Annotated in this window: 25 protein-coding genes, 1 tRNA gene, 1 pseudogene and 1 riboswitch; of the genes and pseudogenes, 20 read left to right on the forward strand and 7 right to left on the reverse strand. The window is 60.9% G+C overall.

The genetic code is table 11. The annotated features are described in order from the left end of the window. Positions 1-43: 43 nt before the first annotated feature. On the forward strand, positions 44-715 hold the full coding sequence (locus OSJ75_RS01395; RefSeq protein ID WP_250013326.1) for a TetR/AcrR family transcriptional regulator: 672 nt from the start codon (positions 44-46) through the stop codon (positions 713-715). 14 nt (positions 716-729) lie between these two features. Continuing rightward, positions 730-1,749, forward strand: coding sequence for a ketol-acid reductoisomerase (gene ilvC / locus OSJ75_RS01400; protein WP_250013327.1), 1,020 nt, complete (start codon positions 730-732; stop codon positions 1,747-1,749). Positions 1,750-1,807: 58 nt separating this feature from the next. Here ilvC and OSJ75_RS01405 read toward each other — a convergent pair. Further along, positions 1,808-1,903, reverse strand: a pseudogene (locus OSJ75_RS01405) (BA14K family protein); the annotation flags it as partial. Between the two features lie 375 nt (positions 1,904-2,278). Between OSJ75_RS01405 and OSJ75_RS01410 the strand changes: the two are divergent. The 11 genes from OSJ75_RS01410 to OSJ75_RS01460 all read left to right on the forward strand — a co-directional run bounded on the left by OSJ75_RS01410 (position 2,279) and on the right by OSJ75_RS01460 (position 11,427). Next, positions 2,279-3,394: an endonuclease/exonuclease/phosphatase family protein gene (locus OSJ75_RS01410; protein ID WP_267226384.1), complete on the forward strand. Its 1,116-nt coding sequence runs from the start codon at positions 2,279-2,281 to the stop codon at positions 3,392-3,394. A gap of 2 nt (positions 3,395-3,396) precedes the next feature. Next, the gene (locus tag OSJ75_RS01415) at positions 3,397-4,155 is read left to right on the forward strand and encodes an NUDIX hydrolase (protein ID WP_267226386.1); all 759 of its coding nucleotides are present in this window, start codon (positions 3,397-3,399) and stop codon (positions 4,153-4,155) included. An 80-nt stretch (positions 4,156-4,235) separates the two neighbouring features. Further along, entirely contained in the window at positions 4,236-5,153 is a 918-nt protein-coding gene (locus OSJ75_RS01420) for a PhzF family phenazine biosynthesis protein (protein WP_250013331.1), read from the forward strand. Positions 5,154-5,268: 115 nt separating this feature from the next. Continuing rightward, a tRNA-Lys gene (locus OSJ75_RS01425) sits at positions 5,269-5,344 on the forward strand. Between the two features lie 85 nt (positions 5,345-5,429). After that, positions 5,430-5,774 (forward strand): RidA family protein, encoded by a 345-nt coding sequence (locus OSJ75_RS01430; RefSeq protein WP_250013332.1) that lies wholly within the window; start codon positions 5,430-5,432, stop codon positions 5,772-5,774. Positions 5,775-6,488: 714 nt separating this feature from the next. Then, positions 6,489-6,746 carry a 30S ribosomal protein S21 gene (gene rpsU, locus OSJ75_RS01435; RefSeq protein ID WP_250013334.1) on the forward strand — a complete coding sequence of 86 codons (258 nt, stop codon included), beginning with the start codon at positions 6,489-6,491 and terminating at the stop codon, positions 6,744-6,746. Positions 6,747-6,883: 137 nt separating this feature from the next. Next, positions 6,884-7,453 carry an NADPH-dependent FMN reductase gene (locus OSJ75_RS01440; protein WP_250013336.1) on the forward strand — a complete coding sequence of 190 codons (570 nt, stop codon included), beginning with the start codon at positions 6,884-6,886 and terminating at the stop codon, positions 7,451-7,453. Between the two features lie 35 nt (positions 7,454-7,488). Further along, a riboswitch (TPP riboswitch) is annotated at positions 7,489-7,605 on the forward strand. 94 nt (positions 7,606-7,699) lie between these two features. Continuing rightward, positions 7,700-9,502 carry a phosphomethylpyrimidine synthase ThiC gene (gene thiC, locus OSJ75_RS01445; RefSeq protein WP_267226391.1) on the forward strand — a complete coding sequence of 601 codons (1,803 nt, stop codon included), beginning with the start codon at positions 7,700-7,702 and terminating at the stop codon, positions 9,500-9,502. A gap of 2 nt (positions 9,503-9,504) precedes the next feature. Beyond that, the gene (gene thiO, locus OSJ75_RS01450; protein ID WP_267226395.1) at positions 9,505-10,458 is read left to right on the forward strand and encodes a glycine oxidase ThiO; all 954 of its coding nucleotides are present in this window, start codon (positions 9,505-9,507) and stop codon (positions 10,456-10,458) included. Then, positions 10,455-10,652 (forward strand): sulfur carrier protein ThiS, encoded by a 198-nt coding sequence (thiS, locus tag OSJ75_RS01455; protein ID WP_267226398.1) that lies wholly within the window; start codon positions 10,455-10,457, stop codon positions 10,650-10,652. The genes thiO and thiS overlap by 4 nt, the downstream gene beginning before the upstream one ends. A 1-nt stretch (position 10,653) precedes the next feature. Further along, positions 10,654-11,427 (forward strand): thiazole synthase, encoded by a 774-nt coding sequence (locus OSJ75_RS01460; protein WP_250013345.1) that lies wholly within the window; start codon positions 10,654-10,656, stop codon positions 11,425-11,427. A gap of 5 nt (positions 11,428-11,432) precedes the next feature. Here the strand turns inward: OSJ75_RS01460 and OSJ75_RS01465 are convergent, their stop codons facing one another. Beyond that, a complete protein-coding gene (locus tag OSJ75_RS01465) occupies positions 11,433-11,882 on the reverse strand; it encodes an RrF2 family transcriptional regulator (protein WP_250013348.1) in 450 nt (149 codons plus the stop codon). A 298-nt stretch (positions 11,883-12,180) separates the two neighbouring features. On the opposite strand from OSJ75_RS01465, the gene OSJ75_RS01470 reads away from it, so the two are divergent. The 4 genes from OSJ75_RS01470 to cysW all read left to right on the forward strand — a co-directional run bounded on the left by OSJ75_RS01470 (position 12,181) and on the right by cysW (position 15,380). After that, positions 12,181-12,369: a hypothetical protein gene (locus OSJ75_RS01470; protein WP_267226402.1), complete on the forward strand. Its 189-nt coding sequence runs from the start codon at positions 12,181-12,183 to the stop codon at positions 12,367-12,369. 224 nt (positions 12,370-12,593) lie between these two features. After that, the gene (locus tag OSJ75_RS01475) at positions 12,594-13,595 is read left to right on the forward strand and encodes a sulfate ABC transporter substrate-binding protein (RefSeq protein WP_267226404.1); all 1,002 of its coding nucleotides are present in this window, start codon (positions 12,594-12,596) and stop codon (positions 13,593-13,595) included. 92 nt (positions 13,596-13,687) lie between these two features. Beyond that, positions 13,688-14,530, forward strand: coding sequence for a sulfate ABC transporter permease subunit CysT (gene cysT / locus OSJ75_RS01480; RefSeq protein ID WP_267226407.1), 843 nt, complete (start codon positions 13,688-13,690; stop codon positions 14,528-14,530). Continuing rightward, positions 14,514-15,380: a sulfate ABC transporter permease subunit CysW gene (gene cysW, locus OSJ75_RS01485; RefSeq protein WP_250013356.1), complete on the forward strand. Its 867-nt coding sequence runs from the start codon at positions 14,514-14,516 to the stop codon at positions 15,378-15,380. The genes cysT and cysW overlap by 17 nt, the downstream gene beginning before the upstream one ends. Before the next feature lie 7 nt (positions 15,381-15,387). Here the strand turns inward: cysW and OSJ75_RS01490 are convergent, their stop codons facing one another. The 5 genes from OSJ75_RS01490 to OSJ75_RS01510 all read right to left on the reverse strand — a co-directional run bounded on the left by OSJ75_RS01490 (position 15,388) and on the right by OSJ75_RS01510 (position 22,101). Continuing rightward, positions 15,388-15,945 carry an alpha/beta hydrolase gene (locus OSJ75_RS01490; RefSeq protein ID WP_267226410.1) on the reverse strand — a complete coding sequence of 186 codons (558 nt, stop codon included), beginning with the start codon at positions 15,943-15,945 and terminating at the stop codon, positions 15,388-15,390. Positions 15,946-16,116: 171 nt separating this feature from the next. Continuing rightward, complete coding sequence (locus OSJ75_RS01495; protein WP_250013361.1) at positions 16,117-17,067, reverse strand: lysylphosphatidylglycerol synthase domain-containing protein; 951 nt, start codon at positions 17,065-17,067, stop codon at positions 16,117-16,119. A gap of 45 nt (positions 17,068-17,112) precedes the next feature. Continuing rightward, the gene (ybaL, locus tag OSJ75_RS01500) at positions 17,113-18,879 is read right to left on the reverse strand and encodes a YbaL family putative K(+) efflux transporter (RefSeq protein WP_267226414.1); all 1,767 of its coding nucleotides are present in this window, start codon (positions 18,877-18,879) and stop codon (positions 17,113-17,115) included. Between the two features lie 182 nt (positions 18,880-19,061). Further along, on the reverse strand, positions 19,062-21,590 hold the full coding sequence (gene secD / locus OSJ75_RS01505) for a protein translocase subunit SecD (RefSeq protein ID WP_250013363.1): 2,529 nt from the start codon (positions 21,588-21,590) through the stop codon (positions 19,062-19,064). A gap of 91 nt (positions 21,591-21,681) precedes the next feature. Continuing rightward, positions 21,682-22,101, reverse strand: a complete 420-nt coding sequence (locus tag OSJ75_RS01510; RefSeq protein ID WP_267226416.1) for a hypothetical protein — start codon at positions 22,099-22,101, stop codon at positions 21,682-21,684. Positions 22,102-22,295: 194 nt separating this feature from the next. Here OSJ75_RS01510 and OSJ75_RS01515 point away from each other — a divergent pair, with 194 nt between their 5' ends. Genes OSJ75_RS01515 through guaD form a run of 3 tightly spaced genes read left to right on the forward strand, consistent with a single transcriptional unit; the run spans position 22,296 to position 25,594 of the window. After that, the gene (locus OSJ75_RS01515; protein ID WP_267226419.1) at positions 22,296-22,997 is read left to right on the forward strand and encodes a 2OG-Fe(II) oxygenase; all 702 of its coding nucleotides are present in this window, start codon (positions 22,296-22,298) and stop codon (positions 22,995-22,997) included. Positions 22,998-23,048: 51 nt separating this feature from the next. Beyond that, positions 23,049-24,281 (forward strand): urate hydroxylase PuuD, encoded by a 1,233-nt coding sequence (locus tag OSJ75_RS01520; RefSeq protein ID WP_267226421.1) that lies wholly within the window; start codon positions 23,049-23,051, stop codon positions 24,279-24,281. Beyond that, positions 24,278-25,594 carry a guanine deaminase gene (guaD, locus tag OSJ75_RS01525; protein ID WP_267226423.1) on the forward strand — a complete coding sequence of 439 codons (1,317 nt, stop codon included), beginning with the start codon at positions 24,278-24,280 and terminating at the stop codon, positions 25,592-25,594. The genes OSJ75_RS01520 and guaD overlap by 4 nt, the downstream gene beginning before the upstream one ends. Positions 25,595-25,600 lie beyond the last annotated feature (6 nt).

Here is a 25,600-nt window from a genome sequence, read left to right on the forward strand (position 1 = left end):
AGAACACGCCGTAACGTACGGTACGGTACGGCCGGAGGATGAATTGGCTTCAGAACTGGAGATAGGCGAGACCACATTGACGGAGCGTCAGAAAGACGTCCTCGATGCTGCCTTGGCGCTTCTGGTCGAGGCCGGCGACAAGCTGACGATGACCAGCGTGGCGCGCCGCGCCAGTTGCTCCAAGGAAAGCCTCTACAAATGGTTCGGCGACCGTGACGGCCTTCTGACGGCCACCGTGCAATGGCAGGCCTCGAAGGTGAGGGGCGTGCCGGTCCGGCGCGACGATTTCGATCTGAGGGCATTGAAGATCGGCCTTGAGCGGTTCGCCGCCGACTGGCTGCGCGTCATATCCGGCAAGATCTCCGTTGCGCTGAACCGCGTGGCGATCAGCCATGCGGGCATCGACCGGCATGGCCTTGGCCGCGACCTTGGCGGGATCGTGCTGGAAAACGGCCCGTTCGCGATGGCGCGCCGGCTGCAGCCGCTGCTCCTCACCGGGCGCGAGGCCGGCTATCTGCGCTTTGACGACGAGCGCGAGGCGTTCCGCACCTTTTTCGGCCTGGTGGTGCGTGATGTGCAGATCCGCCTGCTGCTCGGCGACCATTTCGAACTGAGCGACGCGGCGATCGAACGCGACGCGCATCGGGCAACGGAACAATTTCTTCGCCTTTACCAAACACAGGAAAACGGCCCCGATGGGCCGCAACATTCATAGGAAGGATAAATCACATGCGCGTTTATTATGACCGGGATGCGGACATCAATCTCATCAAGTCGAAGAAGGTCGCCATCATCGGCTACGGCTCGCAGGGCCGTGCCCATGCGCTGAACCTCAAGGATTCGGGCGCCAAGGATGTGCGCATCGCCCTGCGCGCCGGCTCGGAAACGGCCAAGAAGGCCGAAGCCGACGGCTTTCAGGTCGTCAGCGTCGCCGATGCGGCGAAATGGGCGGACCTGATGATGATGGCGACGCCGGACGAGCTTCAGGCCGACATCTACCGCGACCACATTGCCGCCAACATCCGCGATGGCGCGGCAATCGCTTTCGCGCATGGCCTGAACGTCCATTTCGGACTGATCGAGCCGAAGAAGACGGTCGACGTCGTCATGATCGCGCCGAAGGGCCCGGGCCACACCGTGCGCGGCGAATACCAGAAGGGCGGCGGCGTTCCCTGCCTCATCGCCATCCACCAGGATGCTTCCGGCAATGCGCATGACCTCGCGCTTTCCTATGCCTGCGGCGTTGGCGGCGGACGTTCGGGCGTCATCGAAACCAATTTCCGTGAAGAGTGCGAAACCGATCTTTTCGGCGAGCAGGTGGTCCTGTGCGGCGGTCTGGTCGAGCTCATCCGTGCCGGCTTCGAGACGCTGGTTGAAGCCGGGTACGCGCCGGAAATGGCCTATTTCGAGTGCTTGCACGAAGTGAAGCTCATCGTCGACCTGATCTACGAGGGCGGCATCGCCAACATGAACTACTCGATCTCGAACACCGCCGAATGGGGCGAATATGTTTCCGGTCCCCGTATCATCACTGCCGAGACGAAGGCGGAGATGAAGCGCGTGCTCAAGGACATCCAGACGGGCAAGTTCACCTCCGACTGGATGCAGGAATACAAGGCCGGCGCTTCCCGCTTCAAGGGCATCCGCCGCATGAACGACAGCCACCAGATCGAGGAAGTCGGCGAGAAGCTGCGTGGCATGATGCCATGGATCGGCAAGAACAAGCTCGTCGACAAGGCCAAGAACTGATCTTCGGACGAACCGATGAAAGGGCCGGTGGAGCAATCCGCCGGCCCTTTTTTCTATGCTAGAGGTCGCAGCGGCGGCGGGGCCCGACATGGGGCTGGTAGGTATTGTCGAAGCCGCGATAGGATTGATACGCGGCCTTGCAGCGCTCCGCCTGGCTCGGGCCGGAAGGGCCGACAGGCTTGTGCCGGCGGAAATTGTAGCAGCCGCTGCCCGAACCCCGGCAATCGGGCTCGCGATATTTGTAGCCCGCGCTGTTGCGGTGGATGATCTGCGTCCGCGGCGTAACGTCGAGGCCGCGGGGAGCCGGGCGGTAGGTCTGAATTTCCTGCGCGAACGAAGCCGTCGCCGCCGGTATCGCGCCGATCAGCGCCGCGCCCAGGGTCATGAGGATCAAACGTTTCACTTTCCGTCTCCCATATTCGTCTTCCCCGCATATAGGTGTCGCGGCAGTGCAAAGCTACTGGCCGAAGCGTCACAATGTGGTTAGTTTCGGCCGGAGCAGCCATCCCCCTTGAGCCTCAGGACGTGCATGTCAGTTCGAATTGCCACCTTCAACGTCGAAAACCTCATGAACCGGTTCGATTTTTCGGGGTTCAGGAACAATCTCAACCAGGACAGGACGCTGCAGCTGTTCCAGATAAAGGACGAGAATCAGTATCGCCAGCTGGAACAGGCACGCGCCATCGCGCATACGGACGATACCAGGCAGCTCACGGCTCTGGCGATCGCCGCCACCCATGCGGACATCATCTGCCTTCAGGAGGTGGACAATATCGGTGCGCTCAATGCCTTCGAATTCGGCTATCTCTTCAAGATGGTGGGCGAGGGCTACCGCCACAAATACATGGTCGAGGGCAATGACAGCCGCGGCATCGATGTCGCGGTGCTGGTGCGCGACCAGACCCGCGACGGGGAGGCGATCGAATTCGTCGAGATGACGAGCCATGCCCATGTCACCTACCAGGAGTTCGGGCTGCATACGCCGGAACTGGCGCTGCTCGGCCTTGAACCGCATGAGCGCATTTTCAAGCGCGATTGCCTGTGCATCGATCTGCGCGTCGGCGGCAGGCCGCTTTCGCTCTTCGTCAGCCATTTCAAATCCATGGGCTCGCCGCGAAACGGGATGGACGGGCGTACGGCATCGATGCCGGTTCGCATGGCGGAGGCCAAGGCGGTGCGGCGCATCATCGAGGAGAAGTTCGGCGGCGTTGCCGGCGCCATGGCGCGGGATTGGCTCATTTGCGGCGATTTCAACGATTATCGCGAGCGCGTCATCATCAGCGGCGACAGCCTGTCCGGCTACGGGTTCGAGCCGGTCGAGGAAGCCCTGAGCTGCGTCAATGTGCTGACGGAAGGCGGCTTCTGCGAGAATCTCGTGGAGCGGCGCCCCGCGATCGATCGCTGGACGCTCTACCATACCCGCGGGCCGCAGGAGCGTCATCTTTGCCAGCTGGACTATGTTCTCGCCTCCGCGGCGCTGGCGGGCAAGAATGCCGGTGCGGTTCCCGATATCATCCGGCAGGGCCAGCCATATCGCACCATATTCCCGCCGGATCAGGCGGTCGAACGTTTTCCGAGGGTGGGCTGGGACCGTCCCAAGGCCAGCGATCACTGCCCCGTCGCGGTAACATTGGACATGGCCTAGGCATGCTGAATATTCCCGAAGAGACAGTCGTACCGCTTGCTGCAGCGAAGCTGCAGATCGACGACGGCCCGCTGGACTACGAGGTGCGGAACCGCCAGCAGATCGACGCCAACTGGCTGAGCGACGTGACGGACAATCCCGCGCTGTTCAACGGCCCGTTCTTCATGGCCGAAGCGGCGGACGTGGACAATGGCGTTTTCGCTGCCCGCTATCGGCGCACCCGTTTCGCTACCATGCTGCACTGGAAGAAGAATGCCGATCTGGCGAAGCCCTGGCATGTGTTCGCCGTCGGTGTCATCGTCTCGGCCGACAACCGGTTGATCGCCGGGCGGATGGCGGCTTCGACTTCGGCGGCGGGCCGCGTCTATTTTCCGGCCGGTTCGTTCGACGAGGGGGATGTCGTCGGCGGTACGATCGATATCGAAGGCAACATGCACCGCGAGGTGGCCGAGGAAACGGGCATCGACCTGTCGGCGGCGGCGGATCGCGACAGCGCGACCTATCTCGTAACGTCGAGACGCAGCATCGCCCTGTTCCGGCGGTACTACCTGGCGCTGGAAGCCCGGGAATTGCTGGCGCGCATCAGCGCGCATATTGCATCCGAACAGGTGCCGGAACTCGACGGCGTGACGGCGATTTCGGCGGCCGGAGAGATGGGGGAGGCCACGCCGGCGCCGTTCCGCATCTTTGGCGACTGGCATTTCAGCGAGGAGCAGCGACGACGGAGGCCGCGTCGGCCCCATAGGCCAATGCCACCATGACAAGGCCAATGTTACCATAACAAGGTTTGACTTGATCCGGCGAAAGCGTGTTCTATTTTCCGGCGAACGGGAGCGAAACCATGTCGGGTCGTCAATACGAGATTTATGATGTCTTCACCGATTCGGCATTGAGCGGCAACCCGCTGGCCATCGTCCACGAGGCCGAGGGGCTTGACGACGCGGCCATGCAGCGGGTCGCAAGGGAATTCAATCTGTCCGAGACGGTTTTCGTGCTGCCGGCGCAGAACCCCGCGCATACGGCATCGATACGAATATTCACGCCGGATTATGAACTGCCTTTTGCCGGGCATCCGACCGTCGGCACCGCCATATCGCTCGCCCACCGCCGCTTCGGCGCCGAGACGAGCGGTCAGGATGCACTGATCATTCTCGAGGAGCAGGTGGGGGCGGTGCGCTGCGGCGTGACGCTGGGCCAATCCGGCGCCTTCGCCGAATTCGACCTGCCGAGGCTGCCGCAGCGGGTCGCCTATAATTACGACAGGATGGCGATAGCCGCCGCGCTTCGGCTGGAGCCGGGCGACATAGGCTTCGAGAACCACGTGCCGAGCATCTGGGAGGCGGGCGTGCCCTACCTTCTTATTCCGCTCCACGGCATCGACGCGGCCGGGCGCATCCGGATAGATCAGGCGGCGATGAAGAAGGTGGCGCCCCGCATCGGCGCGCGGCAATTGCCCGTCTACGCCTATTGCCGCGAGACGGTGCGGCATGACAGCCATTTTCACGCCCGCATGTTCGTCAGCGATGACGGCACCTATGAGGACCCCGCGACCGGTTCGGCGACGGCGGCGTTCGCCGGTGCCGTTCACGCCTTCGACCAGCCGCTCGACGGCGTGCTGCACCTTTCGCTGGAACAGGGCTTCGAGATGGGACGGCCATCGAAGCTGCGGCTGGAGCTCGACATCGCGGACAGCCGGCTCGTCGGCGCCCGCATAGGCGGTGGAGCGGTGAAGGTCGCGGAGGGCCGGATTTTTGTCTGAGCTGCGCCAAAGCGCAGTTGTTGCACGGCGAAACAATAAAGTTGTCGCGAGGGGCTGGACAGGCAAGATTTGCCCCGTTATAGAGCGCTCACTTACTGCCGTTCAGGCGGCCGGAGGGCACATAGCTCAGTTGGTAGAGCAGCTGACTCTTAATCAGCGGGTCGTAGGTTCGATCCCTACTGTGCCCACCATATCTTCGAAAATAAGGGCCTTACGGCCCTTTTTTCTTGTGCCCCGGCGGGCATTGGCCTGCCATATTCTTACGAGGAGACATCCATGAGCGTTCGTCGAATTGAAGCTGGCCCCCGCATGAGCCAGGCTGTCATCCATGGCAATACCGTATATCTCGCCGGCCAGGTCGGTGGTCCGGGCAAGAGCGTCACGGAACAGACGAAGGATGTACTCGCCTCCGTCGACCGCCTTCTCAAGGAAGCAGGCACGGACAAGTCCAAGCTGCTGCAGGCGATTATCTGGCTCGACGACATGAAGGACTTTGGCGAAATGAACGCCGTCTGGGATGCCTGGGTCGATCCGGCGAACGCGCCCGCTCGCGCTACCGGCGAAGCCAAGCTCGCCACGCCCGAATACAAGGTCGAGATCATCATCACCGCCGCGCTTTAGGCGACCGACATGCCTCATGCTGTGCCAGTTCACCTGGCTCAGCACGAGGGTGGTGGATTGAATACGGAAGATCCGCACCACGCCCGCGAAATCGCGTCTGGTCATTGAAAATGGGGGGAGACGGGCGGTCTTCAGCGCGTCAGTAGGTATCAGGGTCGAGGTCCGAAGACCGCCCGCGACGTCTTTGCCTGCTGTTGTTGCGTTTGTCAGACGCAACAACCCGGAAACAAGAGCGCCACCTCCGTTTCCTTCTGCAGTTTGCTGGCCAATCGGGGTTGTCACTTCCGACTATTCAGCAACGCCATCCTCTCCCAGCAATCGAAACAGCACCGGAAGCTGCTCCCCCACTGGAAAGGACCGAATCAGAATAACCCGGTTCCAAAGTGGTGGGATAAGTTTTTTGCGTGCCGGAAGGAAGAATGAGCGAAATCAGCAGCTTACAGGGCAAAATTTTTTTTGAGGCCGAAAATCTATCCCACCACGTGGGCCAGTTGTGCCCCCGTTCACGGCCCACCTCCCTCATGCTGAGCCCTCATGGTTGTTCAGTGCCGCACACCCATCGCCCGGTGCCAATCCATGCAATTAATTGCGTGTAATGCGAACAATTGAGCTGCGGCACTGGATTTTCAGGCGCGAACTGAATAGAGTTCGCGCTTCTCAAGCTGCTCCAAGGCGATATACCGCGCCACGCAGACAAAATGGTGAGGATTAGGATTGCAAGTTCTCGTTCGCGACAACAATGTTGAACAGGCCCTGAGGGTCCTGAAAAAGAAGATGCAACGCGAAGGGCTGTTTCGCGAAATGAAGGCTCGACAGGCTTTTGAAAAGCCCTCCGAGCGCCGGGTGCGTGAAAAGGCCGAGGCTGTCAGCCGTGCCCGCAAGGCGGCGCGCAAGCAGGCTCAGCGGGAAGGGCTTCTGCCCGGCCCGAAGAAAAAGGAACGCGGCGCCCCTGCCGGCAACGATCATCGTTGAACGTCGCGCCTGATTGAATAAAAAGCCCGCGCGGTCATCCGTCGCGGGCTTATTCACATGGTTTCCCGAAAGTGCCTTCTTGCAAGCCTAGGCTCGTCGTCCCTATGCAAGGGCTGTCGTGAATCATGGAGAGACCAATGGCGCTCAAGTTGAATATCATCATTGCAAGTACACGTCCCGGCCGGGGTGGTCCGCCGGTGGCGGAATGGTTTCATGAATTCGTCAGGCAGGATGGCACGTTCGAGCCTGTTCTTGTCGATCTCGCGGATATCAACCTTCCGCTGCTCGACGAACCCAGCCATCCGCGGATGAAGAAATACGAGCACGAACATACGAAGAGGTGGAGCGCGGTGGTCGATGCGGCCGACGCCTATGTCTTCGTCATGCCGGAATATGATTACAATGCGCCGCCGTCGCTGATCAACGCCTTGATCTATCTCTGGAACGAATGGAACTACAAGCCCGCGAGCTTTGTCAGCTATGGCGGGATTTCCGGCGGCATGCGCGCGGTGGAATCGGTAAAGGGGCTCATGTCTGCCCTGCGGCTCGTGCCGCTCTCGGAGTCGGTGCCGGTGCCGCTCTACCAGAACTTCATCAATGACGAGGGCGTGTTCCAGCCCAATGAGGCGATCACCAACGGCGCCAAGACGATGCTTGCCGAGCTGGCCAAATGGGCCGGCGCGTTGAAGCCGCTGCGCGACGCCTGACACTTGACAGAGCGGCGCTAAGCCGCTCTTCTAACGCTATTCACCAGGGGGGTCCCGACAAGGGGCTGAGATACTGCTGGCTTTTGCAGCGCAGTGACCCGTTGAACCTGATCCAGTTCATACTGGCGTAGGGACGGTGCAAAGCTGCGACCAGCTCTGGCAAAAAGTCTGATTCCAGGCTCGCGCAGTTCTTCATCCTTCCGGCACAGAACTGGGTTTCCTTGACGCAAACAATGGAACCTGACGATGACCGACACACTGAAAGTATCCACGGGGCCGCTGCCGGCCTCAGAGAAAATCTACAAACCGGGCAAGCTTCACCCTTCGATTCGCGTCCCCTTGCGGCAGATTGCCGTTCATCCGACCGCGGGCGAGCCCGATCTTCCCGTCTATGATTCCTCCGGACCGTTCACGGACTCAAATGTGGCGATCGACATCGCCAAGGGTATCGCCCGGGCGAGAGAACAATGGTCGATCGCCCATGCGGATACCGAGCAATATGAGGGCAGGCATGTCCAACCGGCCGATAACGGCTTCGCATCCGGCGAGCGGCTGACGCCTGCGTTCCCGGTAATCAACAGGCCGCGCAAGGCGAAGAATGGCAAGGCGGTTACGCAACTCGCCTATGCCAAGGCCGGCATCATCACGCCCGAGATGGAATATGTGGCGATCCGCGAAAATCTCGGACGCGACGCCGCGCGCAGCATCCTGCGCGACGGAGAATCCTTCGGCGCCGCCATTCCCGACCACGTCACGCCGGAATTCGTCCGCGACGAGATCGCGCGGGGCAGGGCCATCATCCCCGCCAACATCAATCACCCGGAACTTGAGCCGATGATCATCGGGCGCAATTTCCTCGTCAAGATCAACGCCAATATCGGAAATTCGGCCGTGACCTCTTCCATGGAAGAGGAAGTCGAAAAGATGGTCTGGGCCATCCGCTGGGGCGCCGATACGGTCATGGACCTCTCCACCGGACGCAACATCCACAATATCCGGGATTGGATCATCCGCAATTCGCCCGTTCCGATCGGGACCGTTCCGCTCTACCAGGCGCTGGAGAAGGTCGGCGGCATTGCCGAGGACCTCAATTGGGAAATCTATCGCGATACGCTGATCGAGCAGGCGGAGCAGGGCGTCGACTATTTCACGATCCATGCCGGCGTCCGGCTGCATTACATCCCGCTGACGGTGAACCGGGTGACGGGCATCGTCTCGCGCGGCGGCTCGATCATGGCCAAATGGTGCCTGCACCATCACCGGGAAAGCTTCCTCTATGAACATTTCGAGGAGATCTGCGATATCTGCCGCGCCTATGACGTCAGCTTCTCGCTGGGCGACGGGTTGAGACCCGGCTCCATCGCCGACGCCAATGACGCGGCGCAATTCGCCGAGCTCGAGACGCTCGGGGAACTGACGCGGATTGCCTGGGAGAAGGATTGCCAGGTGATGATCGAAGGCCCGGGCCACGTGCCGATGCACAAGATCAAGGAGAACATGGACAAGCAATTGGCCATATGCGGAGAGGCGCCGTTCTATACGCTTGGACCGCTGACCACCGATATCGCGCCGGGCTATGACCATATCACTTCGGGCATCGGCGCGGCGATGATCGGCTGGTACGGCACGGCAATGCTCTGCTATGTGACGCCGAAAGAGCATCTTGGCCTGCCCAACCGCGACGACGTCAAGGTCGGGGTGATCACATACAAGATCGCCGCACATGCGGCCGACCTTGCCAAGGGGCATCCCGCCGCCAAGCTGCGCGACGATGCGCTGTCGCGGGCGCGGTTCGAGTTCCGCTGGGAAGACCAGTTCAACCTGTCGCTCGATCCGGAAACCGCGCGCCTCTTCCACGACGAGACCCTGCCGAAGGATGCGCATAAGGTCGCGCATTTCTGTTCCATGTGCGGGCCGAAATTCTGCTCGATGCGGATCTCGCACGATATCCGTGCCGAGGCGCAAAAGGAGGGAATGGCTGCCATGGCGGAGAAATTCCGTGTCGGCGGCGAACTCTACATGCCGTTGGAAGGCGGCGGGGCTGGCTGAGCATGCCGATACTGGTGAAAGGGGCCGGGGTTGCCGGCCTCACGGTGGCGCATGAGCTTTGGAGCAGGGGACATGACGTCGCCCTATTCGATCCTGTAGGGGGCCATCGCCATGCCGCCTCCTGGTATGCGGGCGGCATGCTCGCACCCTATTGCGAGCGTGAAAGCGCCGAACAGGCGGTCGTCGATCTCGGCGCCGGCGCGGCGGATTGGTGGGATGCCGCCTTGCCGGGGCTGGTGCGGCGCAATGGAACGCTGGTGGTTGCGCCGGCGCGGGATACCGGCGAACTGCGCCGCTTCGCCGGCCGCACGACCGGATTCGAGCCGGTCGATCACGCGAAGATAGCTGCGCTCGAACCCGATCTTGCGGAGAATTTCCGCAGCGGGCTCTTCTTCGGGCAGGAGGCGCATCTCGACCCACGCAACGCGCTGATGCAGTTGCGCACCAAGCTCGCGGCAGCGGGTGTGGAATTTCACGCGGCAGCGCCGGACGTCGCCGCATATGACCGGACGGTGGATTGCAGCGGGATGGCGGCCCGGCTATCCGGCCTGCGCGGCGTTCGCGGCGAGATGCTGCTGCTTCGGACGGCCGAACTGTCATTGGCCCGGCCGGTTCGCCTCATCCATCCGCGTTTTCCGCTCTACATCGTGCCGCGCGACGATAATATGTTCATGGTCGGCGCAACCATGATCGAAAGCGATCAGTCCGGCCCGATAAGAGCGCGGTCGCTGATGGAACTGCTCAATGCGGCTTATGCGCTGCATCCGGCATTCGGCGAGGCGGAGCTGGTGGAAACCGGCGTCGGCATCCGGCCCGCCTATGCCGACAATTTGCCGCGCGTGAGCCGCGATGGCGCGACGATCCATATCAATGGCCTTTATCGCCACGGCTTTCTGCTCGCGCCGGCGATGGCTGTCCGGGCGGCGGGCCTGATCGAAAACGAGGAAAAACCATGAGACTGATCATCAATGGCGAGCCGCGCGAGGTGAGCGCCCAGGGCCTCGGCGAGGTGCTTGCCGAACTGGAATTCACCGGCGACTGGCTTGCAACGGCGGTCAACAGCCAGCTCGTCCCCGCGGCTGAACGCGCTGGTTTCGTCCTGAGCGACGGCGACCGGGTCGAGATACTGACCCCGAAGCAGGGAGGCTGACATGCTTGATCTCTATGGCGAGCAAATCGCCTCGCGCCTGCTGCTCGGCACGGCGCAATATCCGTCGCCGGCGGTGCTGGCGGAGGCCGTCAAGGCTTCCGGAACAGGCATCGTGACCGTCTCGCTTCGGCGCGAGACGGCGGGCGGCAAGTCGGGAGACGGCTTCTGGTCCCTGATCCAGTCGCTGGGCGTGAGGGTGCTTCCCAATACTGCAGGCTGCCATACGGTGAAGGAAGCCGTGCTGACCGCGCATATGGCGAGGGACCTCTTTCGGACGGACTGGATCAAGCTCGAAGTGATCGGCAATCACGACAGCCTGCAGCCCGATGTCTTCGCGCTGGTGGAAGCGGCGCGCATCCTGACGCAGGACGGCTTCAAGGTGTTTCCCTATACGACGGACGATCTCGTGGTCGCCGAGCGGCTGCTCGAGGCCGGCTGCGAGGTCCTGATGCCATGGTGCGCGCCTATCGGTTCCGCCATGGGGCCGGTCAATCCCTATGCGCTGCGCTCGCTGCGAGGGCATTTTCCCGCTGTGCCGCTGATCGTCGATGCGGGGATCGGGCGTCCGTCGCATGCTTGCAGCGTCATGGAGCTCGGATTTGATGCCGTGCTGCTGAATACCGCGGTCGCAAAGGCTGGCGATCCCGTCGAAATGGCGGCGGCATTTGCGGAGGCGGTGAATGCCGGCCATCGCGGCTATCGGGCGCAGATGCTGGAACCGCGCGACTTCGCGGTCCCGTCAACGCCCGTCATCGGCAAGGCGGTGTTCAGCTAAGGCAATCAGCCTTCAAGGACGGCAGCGATGGGGCTTGCCTTGCCATAGGCGAGGCAGTCGGCGATCGTCGTGCCATCGAGCACGCCACGGGTGACATTCGCGACCCTGTGGAAGACATGGCGAATCTCGCATGTCTCCTCGCTCTCGCAGTCCTCACAGCGCCGATAGGCGATCTTGCTCAGGCAGGGAAGGGAAGCGATCGGCCCGTCTATCAGGCGCAAGACTTCGCCGAATGTGATCTCGTCGGCCGGCTTGAGCAGGAGATAGCCGCCCATCTTGCCACGACGGCTCATGACGATGCCTTCGCGTTTCAGATCAAGAAGGATCTGTTCGAGGAACTTCTTCGGAATATTCTGCTCATCCGCAATATCGGATATGAAGAGCGCCTTCTGCGCGTCTGCTCGGGCAAGAACAACAAGGGCTCGCAGAGCGTATTTTGCTTTTTGCGAAATCATTTTCTCTGTCTGACTGCGGTTTCGGGCGCGGCCGTCCCTTGTCGCGCGCTCGTTTCTAACCGAAATTGGTTAAAAAAACGATGGGGAGCGAATTTTTTACGTGAGCTTTATTGCCGCGCCTAAATCGCTGAAAATTAAGGCTTCATTAAGGATGCGGCCGGCACGCGGATCGCCGAACGCGCCATCGATACACGATTAATTCAGTCGTGATTGTTGACAAATGATTTCCTGCCGTCATCATTCGGCAATGGCAGCCGTGATGGAAGCCCACTCGCCACCTGATTTCAGGGAGATTGCAATGCACAGTGAAGCTAGCAGTATTTTCACCAAGGCGGAGCGTTTTTGGCGTGATGCCTTTTTTGCACGCCAGGACGACAGCGACGAACAGGGCGACAGGGTGAGTGCAGCCGAAGCCGCTGCACGGCGCAGAAGGAACTGGACCGAGGAAGATTTTCTCTGGTGCTGGCAGCACCGCGGCTTCTGGTAAGAACCGGTCCTATACCGCCGATTTTCGGCCGTTGTGACAATGGGCGGCGGCGCTCAGCGCCGCTTGCTCGGTTTTTGCCGATCCTTAGCACGAACGTCCTGATTTCCACCGTCCAATAGTATATTTTACCTTCCTAATCGCCTGCCGCCCCGGCAATGTCGAAAAAAATATCCGCGAAAAATCGCGTGTCGGCACCGCCGGCATTACCGGGCATGGAGAGTGTGATGAAGAGGATGATCGCCTACGCTGTTCTGGCGCTGGGACTGGGTGTTGTGCCCGTGAAGGCCGAGCCGACGGAAATATTGAATGTGTCCTATGATATCGGACGCGAGCTTTACGAGCAGATCGATAAAGCCTTCACCGCCAGCTACAAGGCATCGTCGGGCAAGGATATCACCGTCAACCAGTCGCATGCCGGTTCGTCCAAGCAGGCGCGGTCCATCCTCGAAGGGCTGGAAGCCGATGTGGTGACCTTCAACCAGGTGCCGGACGTTCAGGTCCTGCATGACAAGGGCAACCTCATACCCGCCGACTGGCAATCGCGGCTGCCGAACAATTCCTCGCCCTATTATTCCCTTCCGGCATTCCTCGTAAGGGCCGGCAATCCGAAGGGCATCAAGAACTGGGACGACCTCGTGCGGGATGACGTCAAGGTGGTTTTCCCCAATCCGAAGACGTCCGGCAATGCGCGCTATACCTATCTCGCCGCCTATGCCTATGCGCTGGAGGCGAACAACAAGGATGAGGCCAAGGCGCAGGAGTTCGTCAAGAAGCTGCTCGCCAACGTGCCGGTGTTCGATACCGGTGGCCGCGCGTCCACGACGACCTTTGCCGAGCGCGGCATTGGCGACGTTCTCATCACCTTCGAAGCGGAGGTGCTTGGAACCCGCAAGCAGCTCGGCGAGGACAAGTACGAGGCGGTCGTGCCGCCGGTCAGCCTGCTGGCCGAATTTCCCGTCACCGTCGTCGACAAGGTTGCCGACAAGCGTGGCTCGCGCGCCATAGCCGAGGACTATCTGAAGTTCCTCTATACTGCCGAGGGGCAGGACATCCTGGCCCAGAACTATAACCGCGTTCACGACGAAACGGTAAAGGCCAAATACGCCTCGCAATTCCCCGAGACGCGCCTTCTCACAGTCGAAGACGTGTTCGGCGGCTGGAACAAGGCAACCAGGCAGCATTTCGCCGAGGGCGGGATATTGGACAAGGTGTTCACCAGGCGCTGAGTCCGGCGTTCTGTCGGCCGGAATGATGTTTACACCGCGTCCTTCCGGCTACAGATGCCTTGCTTTGGCTCGGTGATCGATTAAGAAGCGCTATGTCGTTCTTCAGGGGTCCCAGCAATCGCGGAATACTTCCAGGCTTTGGCCTGACGCTCGGCGTGACGTTGCTGTACTTCACGCTGATCGTCGCGTTGCCATTGCTGGCGATGCTCTACAAGATCTACGGCCTCGGCTGGGTCGATTTCTGGACCATCATATCGTCCGAGCGGGCCATAGCCACCTATCGCACGACCCTCGGGGCTGCTGCGCTGGCGACCATCGGCAATGCCGTCTTCGGAATGCTGCTGGCCTGGGTTCTGGTGCGCTACGAATTTCCCGGCAAGCGCATCCTCGACGCCGTGGTGGATCTGCCCTTCGCCCTGCCGACGGCAGTCGCCGGCCTCGCTTTGGTCACCATGTTTTCCGGCAATGGCTGGTTCGGGCAGTTCCTGGAGCCGCTCGGCATCAAGGTCGCCTATGCGCCGCTCGGCATAGCCATCGCGATGATGTTCACGAGCATCCCCTTTGTCATACGCACCGTGCAGCCGGTGCTGGAGGATGTGGCAAGCGATGTGGAGGAGGCGGCCCGCTCCCTCGGCGCCAACAAGTGGCAGGTGTTCGCGCGGGTGATATGGCCGGCCATTCTGCCTGCATTCATCGCCGGCTGCAGCCTGTCCTTCGCCCGCAGCCTCGGCGAATTCGGCGCGATCATCTTCATTTCCGGCAATCTGCCGTTCGAAACCGAGGTGGTGTCGCTGCTGATCTTCATACGCCTCGACGAATATGACTATCCGGCTGCGGCCGCGCTGGCGACAGTGATGCTGTCGATCGCATTCGTCATGCTCTTCGTCACCAATTCCATCCAGGCCTGGCAGCTCCGCTATGCAGAACGCAACTGATATGGCTCTTCCCGCATTGGGCCCGGGGCGGCCACACGGTCGCGGCAAGCGCCCGGGCACTGCCGGGCAGTGGTGGCTGGTCGCGGCAGCCGGGATATTGTCGATCGTCCTGATCGGCGTGCCGCTGGTCATCATCTTCGCCTATGCCTTCAGGGAAGGTTTCGGCGTCTATTTCGCCGAGATCAGCGAACCGGCGACATTGCATTCGATCTGGTTGACCGTGCTCACCGCGATCGTCGTCGTGCCGATCAACATGGTTTTCGGCGTGTGCGTCGCCTGGCTCGTGACACGCTTCCGCTTTCCCGGGCGGCGGCTGCTCATTACCTTTATCGAGATACCGTTTTCGATTTCGCCGATCGTTGCGGGCGTGACCTATCTTTTTCTCTACGGCAATCAGGGCCTGCTCGGCCCATTCCTCGAGAGCCACGACATCCGCATCATGTTCACGGTCCCGGCGATCTTCCTGGTCAGCCTTTTCGTCACCAGTCCCTTTGTCGCGCGTGAGCTCATACCGCTCATGCAGGCGCAGGGCAGCGAAGACGAAGAAGCGGCCATCACCCTCGGCGCTTCGGGCATCCAGACGTTCTTTTATGTCACGCTGCCGAATATCCGCTGGGCCTTGCTCTACGGCGCGGTGCTTTGCAACGCCCGCGTCATGGGTGAATTTGGTGCGGTGTCAGTGGTTTCCGGCGCGATCCGCGGCCAGACCAACACCTTGCCGCTGCAGATCGAGCTGCTGTTCAACGACTACAATGTCACCGGCGCATTCGCCGCGGCATCGACGCTGGCGCTGATCGCCGTCCTGACGCTGGTATTGAAGTATCTGCTGGAGCGCAAGCAACTGGCCTAGATGCCGGTCAGGCGGCAGCCCGCTCGCCGGAATGCTGCGGCCGGACCAGCGATCCGGCAAGGATATGGCCCTCCGGCCAGACGCCATGGCCGCTGTCGATATTGATGTGGCCGGCATTGCCGAGATCGACAAATCCCGCTCCCCATACTTCCGACAGCGCCTTTGCCTTGTTGAACGACATGTAGGGATCATCGCGGCTTGCAACGACGATGGCGGGAAAGCTCAGCTTCTGGCGCGGCAGCGGCGCAAAGCTCTCAAATGTCCTGTCTGCCGCGGCCATGCGCTCGACATCCGCCGGCGCGACGATAAGGGCGCCGGCGACATGCGCTGCCGATGGACGCCCGGCGAGATGGGCAACCAGTATCGATCCGAGGCTGTGCGCCACCAGCACTGCCCCCGGCGTTTCCGCAAGCCGGGCTTCGAGAACATGCAGCCATTGCGAAAGCGTCGGCGCGTTCCAGTCATCCTGTTCGACGAGGTGTGCGTTGGGATCGTCGCGCAACCATTGGCGCTGCCAGTGCCCGTTTTCGGAGCCACGATAGCCGGGGATCAACAGTGTCGTCATATGCAATCGCTCCTTCGCTGGGGCTGGCAAATATCACCGTGGAAAGGATAGGCTGCGATCAGCGATTTTCGAAGGAACCGGGGACTAAATTGCGGTCGGAATAGAAAAATATTCTCCTGGCATAGTCCGCTGGCTGGAAAGTTTCTTGGCGTTTCGGTTTGGGCGCAGGGCCTAGCTGTCCTCGTCTTTCCTGTACCAGCGCAGCAGCAATTGCGATCTTTCGAAGAACAGGACGACGATGAGCGAAAGCGCGAAGGGAATAAGCAGATAGAACAGACGGAATATGATGAGCGCCGCAAGCACGTCCGCCTTGTTCATGTCGGGCAGGCCGGTCAGGAACACCAGTTCGAGGACACCGAGGCCGCCCGGCGCATGCGATATGAGTGCCGCGGAAAACGATACGAGAAAAATGCCGAGGATGATGAGAAAGCCGGGATTTCCCGCAGCGGGGAGGGTGAAATAGATGATGGCCGCCGCCCCTATCAATTCGAGCGGCCCGACGACGAGCTGCTGCATCACCACCGAAAGCCGTGGATATTCGAGCGTGAACTGCCGGATGCGCAGGGGCTTGAATTTCAGCCAGCTGCCGAAGACATAGAGCAGAACGAAGGCCGACGCGCCGCCGCCAATGGCATAGCTGAACCATAGCGGCCATTCATCATTGAAACGCTGCGGCAATTCCGGCTCGATCAGCAGCACGAAGGCTGCGAGCGTGATGACGCCGAGCATGAAGGTGAAGGAGCAGAAGGCGATCAGCAGGGCGATTTCGGGGCCGCTCATGCCTTGCGAGGAATAGGCCCTGTAGCGCACGACAGCCCCTGAAAGGACCGACGCACCGATATTGTGCGAAAGCGCATAGGTGGTGAACGAACATAGCGCGATGAACAGCCATGAAATATGGCGGCGCAGATGGAGAAGGGCGATCCGGTCATAGCCCGCGAGTGCGGCATAGGCGACAAGCGACGCCAGCGCGGCCAGGATCCAGCGATGGGCATCGATGGCATTGATACTGTCGATTACGTCGTCCAGGGATATGCTGCGGAGCTCCTTATAGAGGAGCCAAACCGAGATTCCCACGGCTGCCAGGCCAATGGCCGGCCAGGCATAATCTTTTAGTTTCATAGTCTTCCTGCCCGAATTTCCCACTCATGTCGTTCTTGTTTTGCTTCAGTTTTCGGTGAGCGGCCCTTCCGGCTTCGGCTGATCGAGGCCCATTATATGCGAGACGATGCCGCGGGCGATCTCCCTTTCGCCCATTATCACGGCATCGGCTCCCAAATCCTGCAAATGCTGGACCTCGGCGTCGGAATGCGCCCGTGCAAGGATATTTATCACCGGGTTCGCGGCTCTTGCCTTGACCACGATCTGGCCTGCCTCGAAGGCATTGGGTATTGCAAGGATGAGCTGACGTGCTTCGGCGACATTGGCCGCCGTGAGCACATCGCCATTGACGGCATTTCCGACGATCGTCTCGACGCCCTCGTCGCGAAGCTTGGCTACCGTCTTGTCGGCATCCTCGATGACGAGGAACGGCTTGCCGACCTCCTTCAACGCATCGCCGACGAGACTTCCGACCCTGCCATAGCCGATGAGAACCGTATGTTCGGCGAGCGAGGTCGGACGAAGCTCCTCCGTCTCGGCTTCCTCCGCATCCGTTGGAGTGGCAACCTCGCTTACCGGTTCGGAGCCGCCGGATATGCGCCGCTCGAGCCAGGGCTTCATATAGGCGATACCGGCGAAGACGAGGGGATTGAGCAGGATGGAGAGGATTGCGCCACCAAGGATCAGGTCCCGCCCTTCCTCCGGCAGCATGCCGAGACTGACGCCAAGCTCCGCCAGGATGAACGAGAATTCGCCGATCTGGGCGAGGCTGGCGGAAATCACCAGCGCCGTGCCGGTGGGATAGCCGAATGCGAGCACGATGAAGAACGCGGCCAGCGACTTTCCTATGACGATGATCCCCAGTGTCGCGAGCAGTGGCAGCGGATCGTTGACGATGGTCATCGGATCGAAGAGCATGCCGACCGATACGAAGAACAGCACTGCGAAAGCGTCGCGAAGGGGCAGGGACTCTTCCGCCGCCCTGTGGCTGAGCTCGGATTCGCTCATGATCATCCCGGCGAAGAATGCGCCGAGCGCCAGCGATACGCCGAATAGCTTGGCCGCACCGAAAGCCACGCCGAGGGCGATTGCGAGGACGGCGAGGCGGAAAAGCTCGCGGGAGCCGGTATGGGCGATGGCATGGAGCGTCCACGGTATCACGCGGCGGCCGACGATGAGCATGATCGCAACAAAGGCCGCAACCTTGCCGAATGTCAGCGCGATCACCCCGCCGACGCCGAGATTGAAATAGGACGCTATGGGATCGCTTGCGAGATGCAGCGAGCTTTCCGGCGTCGCGCCGCCATTCATGGCGCCGGCGATGGCTGGCAGCAGAACCAGCGCCAGAACCATGGCGAGATCTTCGACGATCAGCCAGCCGACCGCGATCCGGCCGCGCTCGGTCTCGATCAGGCGTCGTTCCTGCATGGCGCGCAGGAGCACGACGGTACTTGCGACGGACAACGCCAGGCCGAAGACCAGGCCCGCTTGCAGGCCCCAGCCGAGAATCCAGGCGAGGCCGGCGCCAAGCAGCGTCGCCGCGAGAATCTGGACGATCGCCCCGGGGATGGCTATGGCGCGAACCGACAGCAGGTCCTTGAGCGAGAAGTGCAGCCCGACGCCGAACATGAGGAGGATGACGCCGATTTCGGCGAGTTCCGCCGCCAGCTCCTGATCGGCTACGAATCCTGGCGTGTGCGACCCTGCGAGCACGCCGGCAACGAGATAGCCGACCAGTGGAGGAATACGCAGCCGATTGGCAATCGCACCGAAAATAAAGGCCAGTACAAGGCCGATGACGATTGTCGCAATAAGCGGCGTTTCATGAGGCATATGGCGGCGTCTCCCTCGAGGATTCGTGATGTGGTGCGATGTTGAATGAGCGTTCGGGGCAGTATTGCCCACCCGGCTCGGCTTGCAAACCTTTTTCCTGCTTTTGCGGCACTTGAAGCCGAATTTTTTTCAAGTGCCGCAAATAGTTAGCGGTGGATGTTGAGTTCCGGGCGAAATCGCCGTCAGCTGGCCTGGGTTTCCCCCGACCCGATCCGGTGTGCGTGGTTCTTTTCCCACCACGTGCCGAGCAGCAAGAGGATCGGCGCGGCGATGAACAGCGAGGAGCTCGTGGCGACGATCACGCCGAACAGCATCGGAAGGGCGAAGTTCTCGACCGCCTTGCCACCCCAGATTGCCATGGGCAGCATCGCAAGGAACACCGTCAACGACGTATAGATACAGCGGGCCAGCGTCTGGTTGATACTCAGATCGATGATCTGGCGCAGCGGCATCTTCTTGTGAATGCGCAGGTTCTCGCGCATGCGGTCGTAAACCACCACCTTGTCGTTCACCGAATAGCCGATGATCGTCAGGAGCGCCGCGATCGCCGTCAGGTTGAAGTCGAGCCCAAGCAGCGCGAAGAAGCCCACCGTCTTGGTCGTATCCAGTATGAGCGTTGCGATCGCGCCGAGCGCGAAGTGCCATTCGAAGCGCCACCAGATGTAAAGCAGCATGGCCAGGCTTGCCAGAACGACAGCGAGGACGCCGGAACGTGCGAGTTCCTGGCTGACCTTCGGTCCCACCACCTCGGAACGTTCGATCTTCACGCCCGCATCGAGCTTTTCCACGGCCTCCTTCACCTTGGTGACGGCGGCTGTCTGCGCTTCCTCGCCGCCTTCCTGGCGCTGAACGCGGATGAGCACCTGGCTATCGCCGCCCGCCTGCTGCAGGGCGACTTCGCCGAGACCGAGGCCTTCCAGCGTTTCGCGCATCGAGGCGAGATCGGCAGGCTTCGACGTGGTGACCTCCACCTGGATGCCGCCCTTGAAATCGATGCCGTAGTTCAATCCGGGATGGATGAACAGGATAATGGAGGCGATGGACAGGAATATGGAAACGCCGATACCGAAGAAACGGGCGTTCATGAACGAGATATTGGTGTTTTCCGGCACGAGCTTGAACAAGTGCTCGATGCGGATCGTCTTCATCTTCCGGCGGCGGACGATCGCCGTCATGATGATGCGGACGACGGTGACTGCCGTGAACATCGAAACGAGCGCGCCGATGATCATGGTGATGGCGAAGCCACGCACCGGGCCCGTTCCGAAAAGGAACAGCAGCAATGTGGCGATAAGGTGCGTGGCATTGGCGTCGATGATCGTCGAATAGGCCAGTTTGAAGCCACGATCCACGGCCGCCATTGCGCCGATGCCTTTGCGCGCCTCCTCGCGGATACGCTCATTGATAAGAATATTGGCATCGACCGCGAAGCCTATGCCGAGGATGATGGCGGCGATGCCGGGAAGGGTCAGCGTCGCGCCGATGAGGCTCAGAACGCCGAAGGTGAGAATGACGTTCAAGGCAAGCGCCAGATTGGCGATCAGGCCCCAGCCGCTATAGAGGATCATGATGAAGACGACGACGAGGGCGAAGCCGATAATGCCTGTCAGCAGGCCCATGCGGATGACGTCGCCGCCGAGGTCCGGTCCGACGGTGCGCTCTTCGATCACGGTCAGCGGCGCGGGGAGGGCGCCGGCCCGCAGCAGCGCGGCGGTCGTCACAGTATCCTGAACGGTGAAATTGCCGGTGATCTGGCCCGATCCGCCGGTGATCGGAACCTGGATGACCGGTGCCGTCAATACCTTGCCGTCAAGCACGATGGCGAATGGGCGACCGACGTTCTGGCTCGTGATGTCGGCGAACTGCCGCGCGCCGATATTGTCGAAACGGAACGAGATGATCGGCTGGTTGGTCTGCTGGTCGAATGCGGCGCGCGCATCGCTTAGACGCTCGCCGCTAATGGCGACGCGGTCTTCGACCGGATAGGTGACGCCGGATTCCTTGGCGTCGGGCAGGATCGAAACGCCGGGCGGCGGCGTTGCGCCGGTCGCGCTGTCGGCAACCATGTGGAAGGTCATCTTGGCGGTACTGCCCAGCAGCGCCCGCAGCTGGCTCGGATCCTGCAGGCCGGGCAGCTGCACGACGATGCGGTCCGATCCGACGCGCTGGATCGATGGTTCGGCGACGCCGACCTGGTCGACGCGCCGGCGCACGATCTCCAGGCTCTGCTGAAGGGCATTGTCGAGCTTGTCCTTCATGCCAGCTTCGGTCAGCGTCAGCCGCACCTGATTGTCATTGGTGGAAATATCGATATCGCTGACCGGAGCGGCAAAGCCGACCTGGCCGACCTGCGTCGTCAGTTCCCTCAGCGCCGTGGTGGCGGCATCGCGCTGCGACGGGTCGGCGAGCGTCACGACGACCGAGTCGCCCGCGACCCGCACCGACTGCGGCTGAATGCGCGCCGTCCTCAGCCGGCCACGCGCATCATCCAGAATCGAGCGCACCCGGTCGCGTTTCAGCGCCACCGCATCGACTTCCAGCACCAGATAGGAGCCGCCGCGCAAGTCGAGACCGAGGGCGACCTGCTTCTTCGGGAACCAGCCCGGAAGCGATTCAAGTTGAGCCTTGGTGAACATGTTCGGGAGGGCAAGGATGATACCTGCCACGATTACAAACATATAGGTCCAAAAGAGCCATCTGGGCGTGCGCATAGTCTGAAGTTCCGTCTATAAGGCGAGGTGATGGCCGCGTTCGTAGGCGGCTGCCCGCTGAAAATGATCGAATTCTGCCGGTATGAAGCTGCTAGGCCTGGTTCGGCGGCCCGCGCGGATGAAAACCGGCTTCACGCTTCAGGCGAAGATCGGCCGAGACCGACGAGGCGTTTGCCTGCCGGCCTTCTTGAAACAGAAGCGACGGCGACGCCGGCAGGATTGCATCCTGCGGGCCCGTATCGAGCTTCAGTCCGCTCTTGATTTTCAGATGCAATGTTTCGAGCGCAGCTACACGGGTGGTGCGTTGCGGAGCGTTCGACGAATTGTCGCCTTCGCGCGACACACGGGCATGGGCGCTGTCTGCTGCCTCGGTAGCGGCCATGTTCGAGGGACGCTCGGCGAGGTAGCCGGCGCTGATGGCAGCGCCGAACGTCGACACCAACCAGAAAATAGAAAGCAGGACGGAAGCAATATTCTGCTTTCCTGATTTGCTATTTCTCCTCAAGCTCATGCTCATCCCGAATTTGAAGCGTTCCTGTGCGTCATGACGCATTGATACGCTCTTTATGAAGTCTGGTCCCGCGAGTCACCTAAAATCGTCGTGTATGGCCCGATTGGCGGCATTTTCACGCGAAGCAGGAAACGGGTGGCCCGTCAGGCGTCGGATTGTACTCTGGTTTGCGACAATACTGAAGGAGCCGGGATATGACAGACGCATTGAAAGCGATTGACTGGGGCGCCGTCGAGGCGGAACTGGACCAGTTCGGTTGCGCAGTCCTGAAGAACGTTCTGGACGGGCCCCAATGCAGCAGGATCGCGGCGGGCTATGGCGACGACAGCCAGTTCCGCAAGCGGATCGTCATGGCGCGGCACGGTTTCGGCAGTGGCGAATACAAATATTACGACTATCCGCTGCCTTCCTTTCTGGCCGGGCTGCGCGAGACGCTCTATGCGCCGCTGGCCGAAATCGCAAATGTGTGGAACGAGCGAATGGGCATCGCGACGCGCTATCCGCAGCGACACCAGGATTTCATGGAGACTTGCCGGGCTGCAGGACAGAATCGCCCCACGCCGCTGCTGCTTGAGTATAGGGAAGGCGACTACAACTGCCTTCACCAGGATATATATGGCGAGCATGTGTTCCCGTTGCAGGTCGCATTCCTGCTATCACGTCCGGTCGACGATTTCAGCGGCGGCGAGTTCGTCATGACGGAGCAGCGGCCGCGCATGCAGTCGCGGGCGGAGGTCGTTCCGCTTCGGCTGGGCGATGCGGTGGTGTTTCCGGTCAGTCATCGCCCAGTGAAAGGCGCGCGCGGTTATTACCGGGTCAACATGAAACACGGCGTAAGCCGCCTGCGGGCCGGCACGAGGCACACGCTGGGCATTATCTTTCATGATTCGAAGTAGTTGCATCGTTCCGCGAACCGCAGCATTGTAGGCTGATCACCACGCGGGGACTTGATGGATTATCTGATTTTCTGGGATTGGCTGGCCTTCGCGGCCCGCTGGCTGCATGTCGTGACGGCGATCGCCTGGATCGGCTCCTCCTTTTACTTCATCGCCCTGGATCTCGGCCTGCGCCGTCATGCGCAGTTGCCGGCGGGCGTCAATGGCGAGGAGTGGCAGGTGCATGGCGGAGGCTTCTACCACATCCAGAAATATATGGTGGCCCCGCCGAACATGCCGGAACACCTGATCTGGTTCAAATGGGAATCCTATGCCACCTGGCTATCGGGTTTTGCTCTTCTCTGCATCGTCTATTATGCGGGTGCCGATCTCTATCTGATCGATCCGAACGTCCTTGACGTTTCTCCCGCAGTCGCAATCCTGATTTCGCTGGTCTCCTTGTCGGTCGGCTGGCTGATCTACGATCTTCTGTGCAAATCGCCCCTGGCGAGCAACGACACGCTGCTGATGTTGATCCTCTATGGCGTGATTGTCTTCATGGCATGGGGATATACGAACCTTTTCACCGGCCGGGCGGCGTTTCTTCATCTTGGAGCTTTTACCGCCACGATAATGTCGGCCAATGTCTTCCTGCTGATCATACCCAATCAGAAGAAGGTGGTGGCCGATCTCATAGCGGGCCGCACTCCGGACCCGAAGCTGGGCAAACAGGCAAAGCAGCGATCGACGCATAATAATTACCTGACGCTTCCAGTGCTGTTTCTGATGCTGTCCAACCATTATCCGCTGGCACATTCGACGCAATTCAACTGGGTGATAGCGGCGCTTGTCTTCATTCTGGGCGTCCTCATCCGCCACTATTTCAATTCACGCCACGCGGGGACGGGCAATCCGCACTGGACCTGGCTGGCGAGCGCGATAATCTTCATTGTCATCATCTGGCTTTCCACAGTGCCGAAATTGCTTGGAGGTCAGGAGAAAATCAGTGCGTCGGCGCAGGCGCTGATCGAAGCGCCGGAATTCCAGCAGGCGCGGGACGTTGTCCTTGGCCGCTGCTCCATGTGCCATGCCGCCGAACCGGCGTGGGACGGCATTCTGTTGCCGCCCAAGGGCGTGCGGCTGGATACTGATGGCGGGATCGCGACCCATGCGCGTGAAATCTATTTGCAGGCGGGCGTCAGCCATGCCATGCCGCCCGGGAACCGAACCGGCATGACCGAAGAGGAGAGGGCGCAGATTGTCGGCTGGTACCGGAATGCGACGGCAGGAAAATTGATCCAATGAATGATGTCATATTGCGTGGGCGCCTCCTGACGTTTCACGACGAGCCGTTCGGCAATGAAGACGACCAGCATTGCTTTACCTATCTCGAAGACGGCGCCCTGCTCATACGGGAGGGGAAGATAGCCGCGGTCGACGAATTCGCCGCCATTCAGGCAGGAGGCGGCGAGGACATCGATGTCATCGACCATCGCCCGCATCTCATCCTGCCCGGTTTTATCGACTGTCACATCCACTTCCCCCAGATACAGGTGGTCGCGTCCTATGCCGGGGCATTGATGGAATGGCTGAACCGCTACACATTCGTAGAGGAACAGAAATTCGGCAATCAGGGCCATCCCGAGATGATCGCCTCGGCGTTTTTCGACGAACTGATCCGCCATGGCACCACGACGGCCGCTGCCTATTGTTCGGTTCACAAATCTTCCGCGCAGGCGTTCTTTGCCGAAGCGCATGCGCGGAACATGCGGATGATCGCCGGCAAGGTGATGATGGATCGCAATGCGCCAGACGGCCTGCTCGATACAGCTCAATCGGGCTATGACGACAGCCAGGCGCTCATCGCGCAATGGCACGGGAAGGGCCGCCAGTTATACGCGATAACACCTCGTTTTGCGCCGACCTCCTCGCCGGAGCAACTGGAAATGACCGGGGCGCTGGTGCGTGAGCATCCCGATCTTCACGTTCAGACGCATCTTTGTGAAAATGCGGGCGAAATTGCCTTTGTAGCCGAGCTGTTTCCCTGGAGCCGTGACTATACGGATGTCTACGAACATTATGGCCTGTTGGGTCGCCGGACACTTCTCGGCCACTGCATCCATATGACCGACCGCGAAATCGGCGCCCTGGCCGAAAGCGGGGCGGTCGCAGTCTTCTGCCCCACCTCGAACCTGTTCATCGGCAGCGGTTTGTTCGATCTGGATCGCCTGCGGCAGGGCAATGTCCGCAATGCCATTGCCACCGATATCGGCGGCGGTACCTCATACTCCATGCTTCGTACGCTCGACGAGGGCTACAAGGTGCTGAATATCCAGGGCCAGCGCTACCATCCGCTGCGATCCTTCTACCAGGCGACGCTCGGCAATGCGCGGGCCCTCGCACTGGATGGCGTGATCGGAACGTTCGCGCCGGGCGCAGAAGCCGATTGCGTGGTGCTCAATGCCAATGCCACTGCCGCGATGCGCGTGCGCATGGCGACGGTGGAGACGCTGGTCGAAGAGCTCTTCCTGCTCCAGACAATGGGCGACGATCGCGCCGTGGAAGAGGTTTATATCGCGGGCAAGGGCTCCAAAGGCGCATTGAAGCAGCGCGTTTGAGAGTTT

Source organism: Phyllobacterium sp. 0TCS1.6A, assembly GCF_026420825.1.
Lineage (GTDB): Bacteria > Pseudomonadota > Alphaproteobacteria > Rhizobiales > Rhizobiaceae > Phyllobacterium.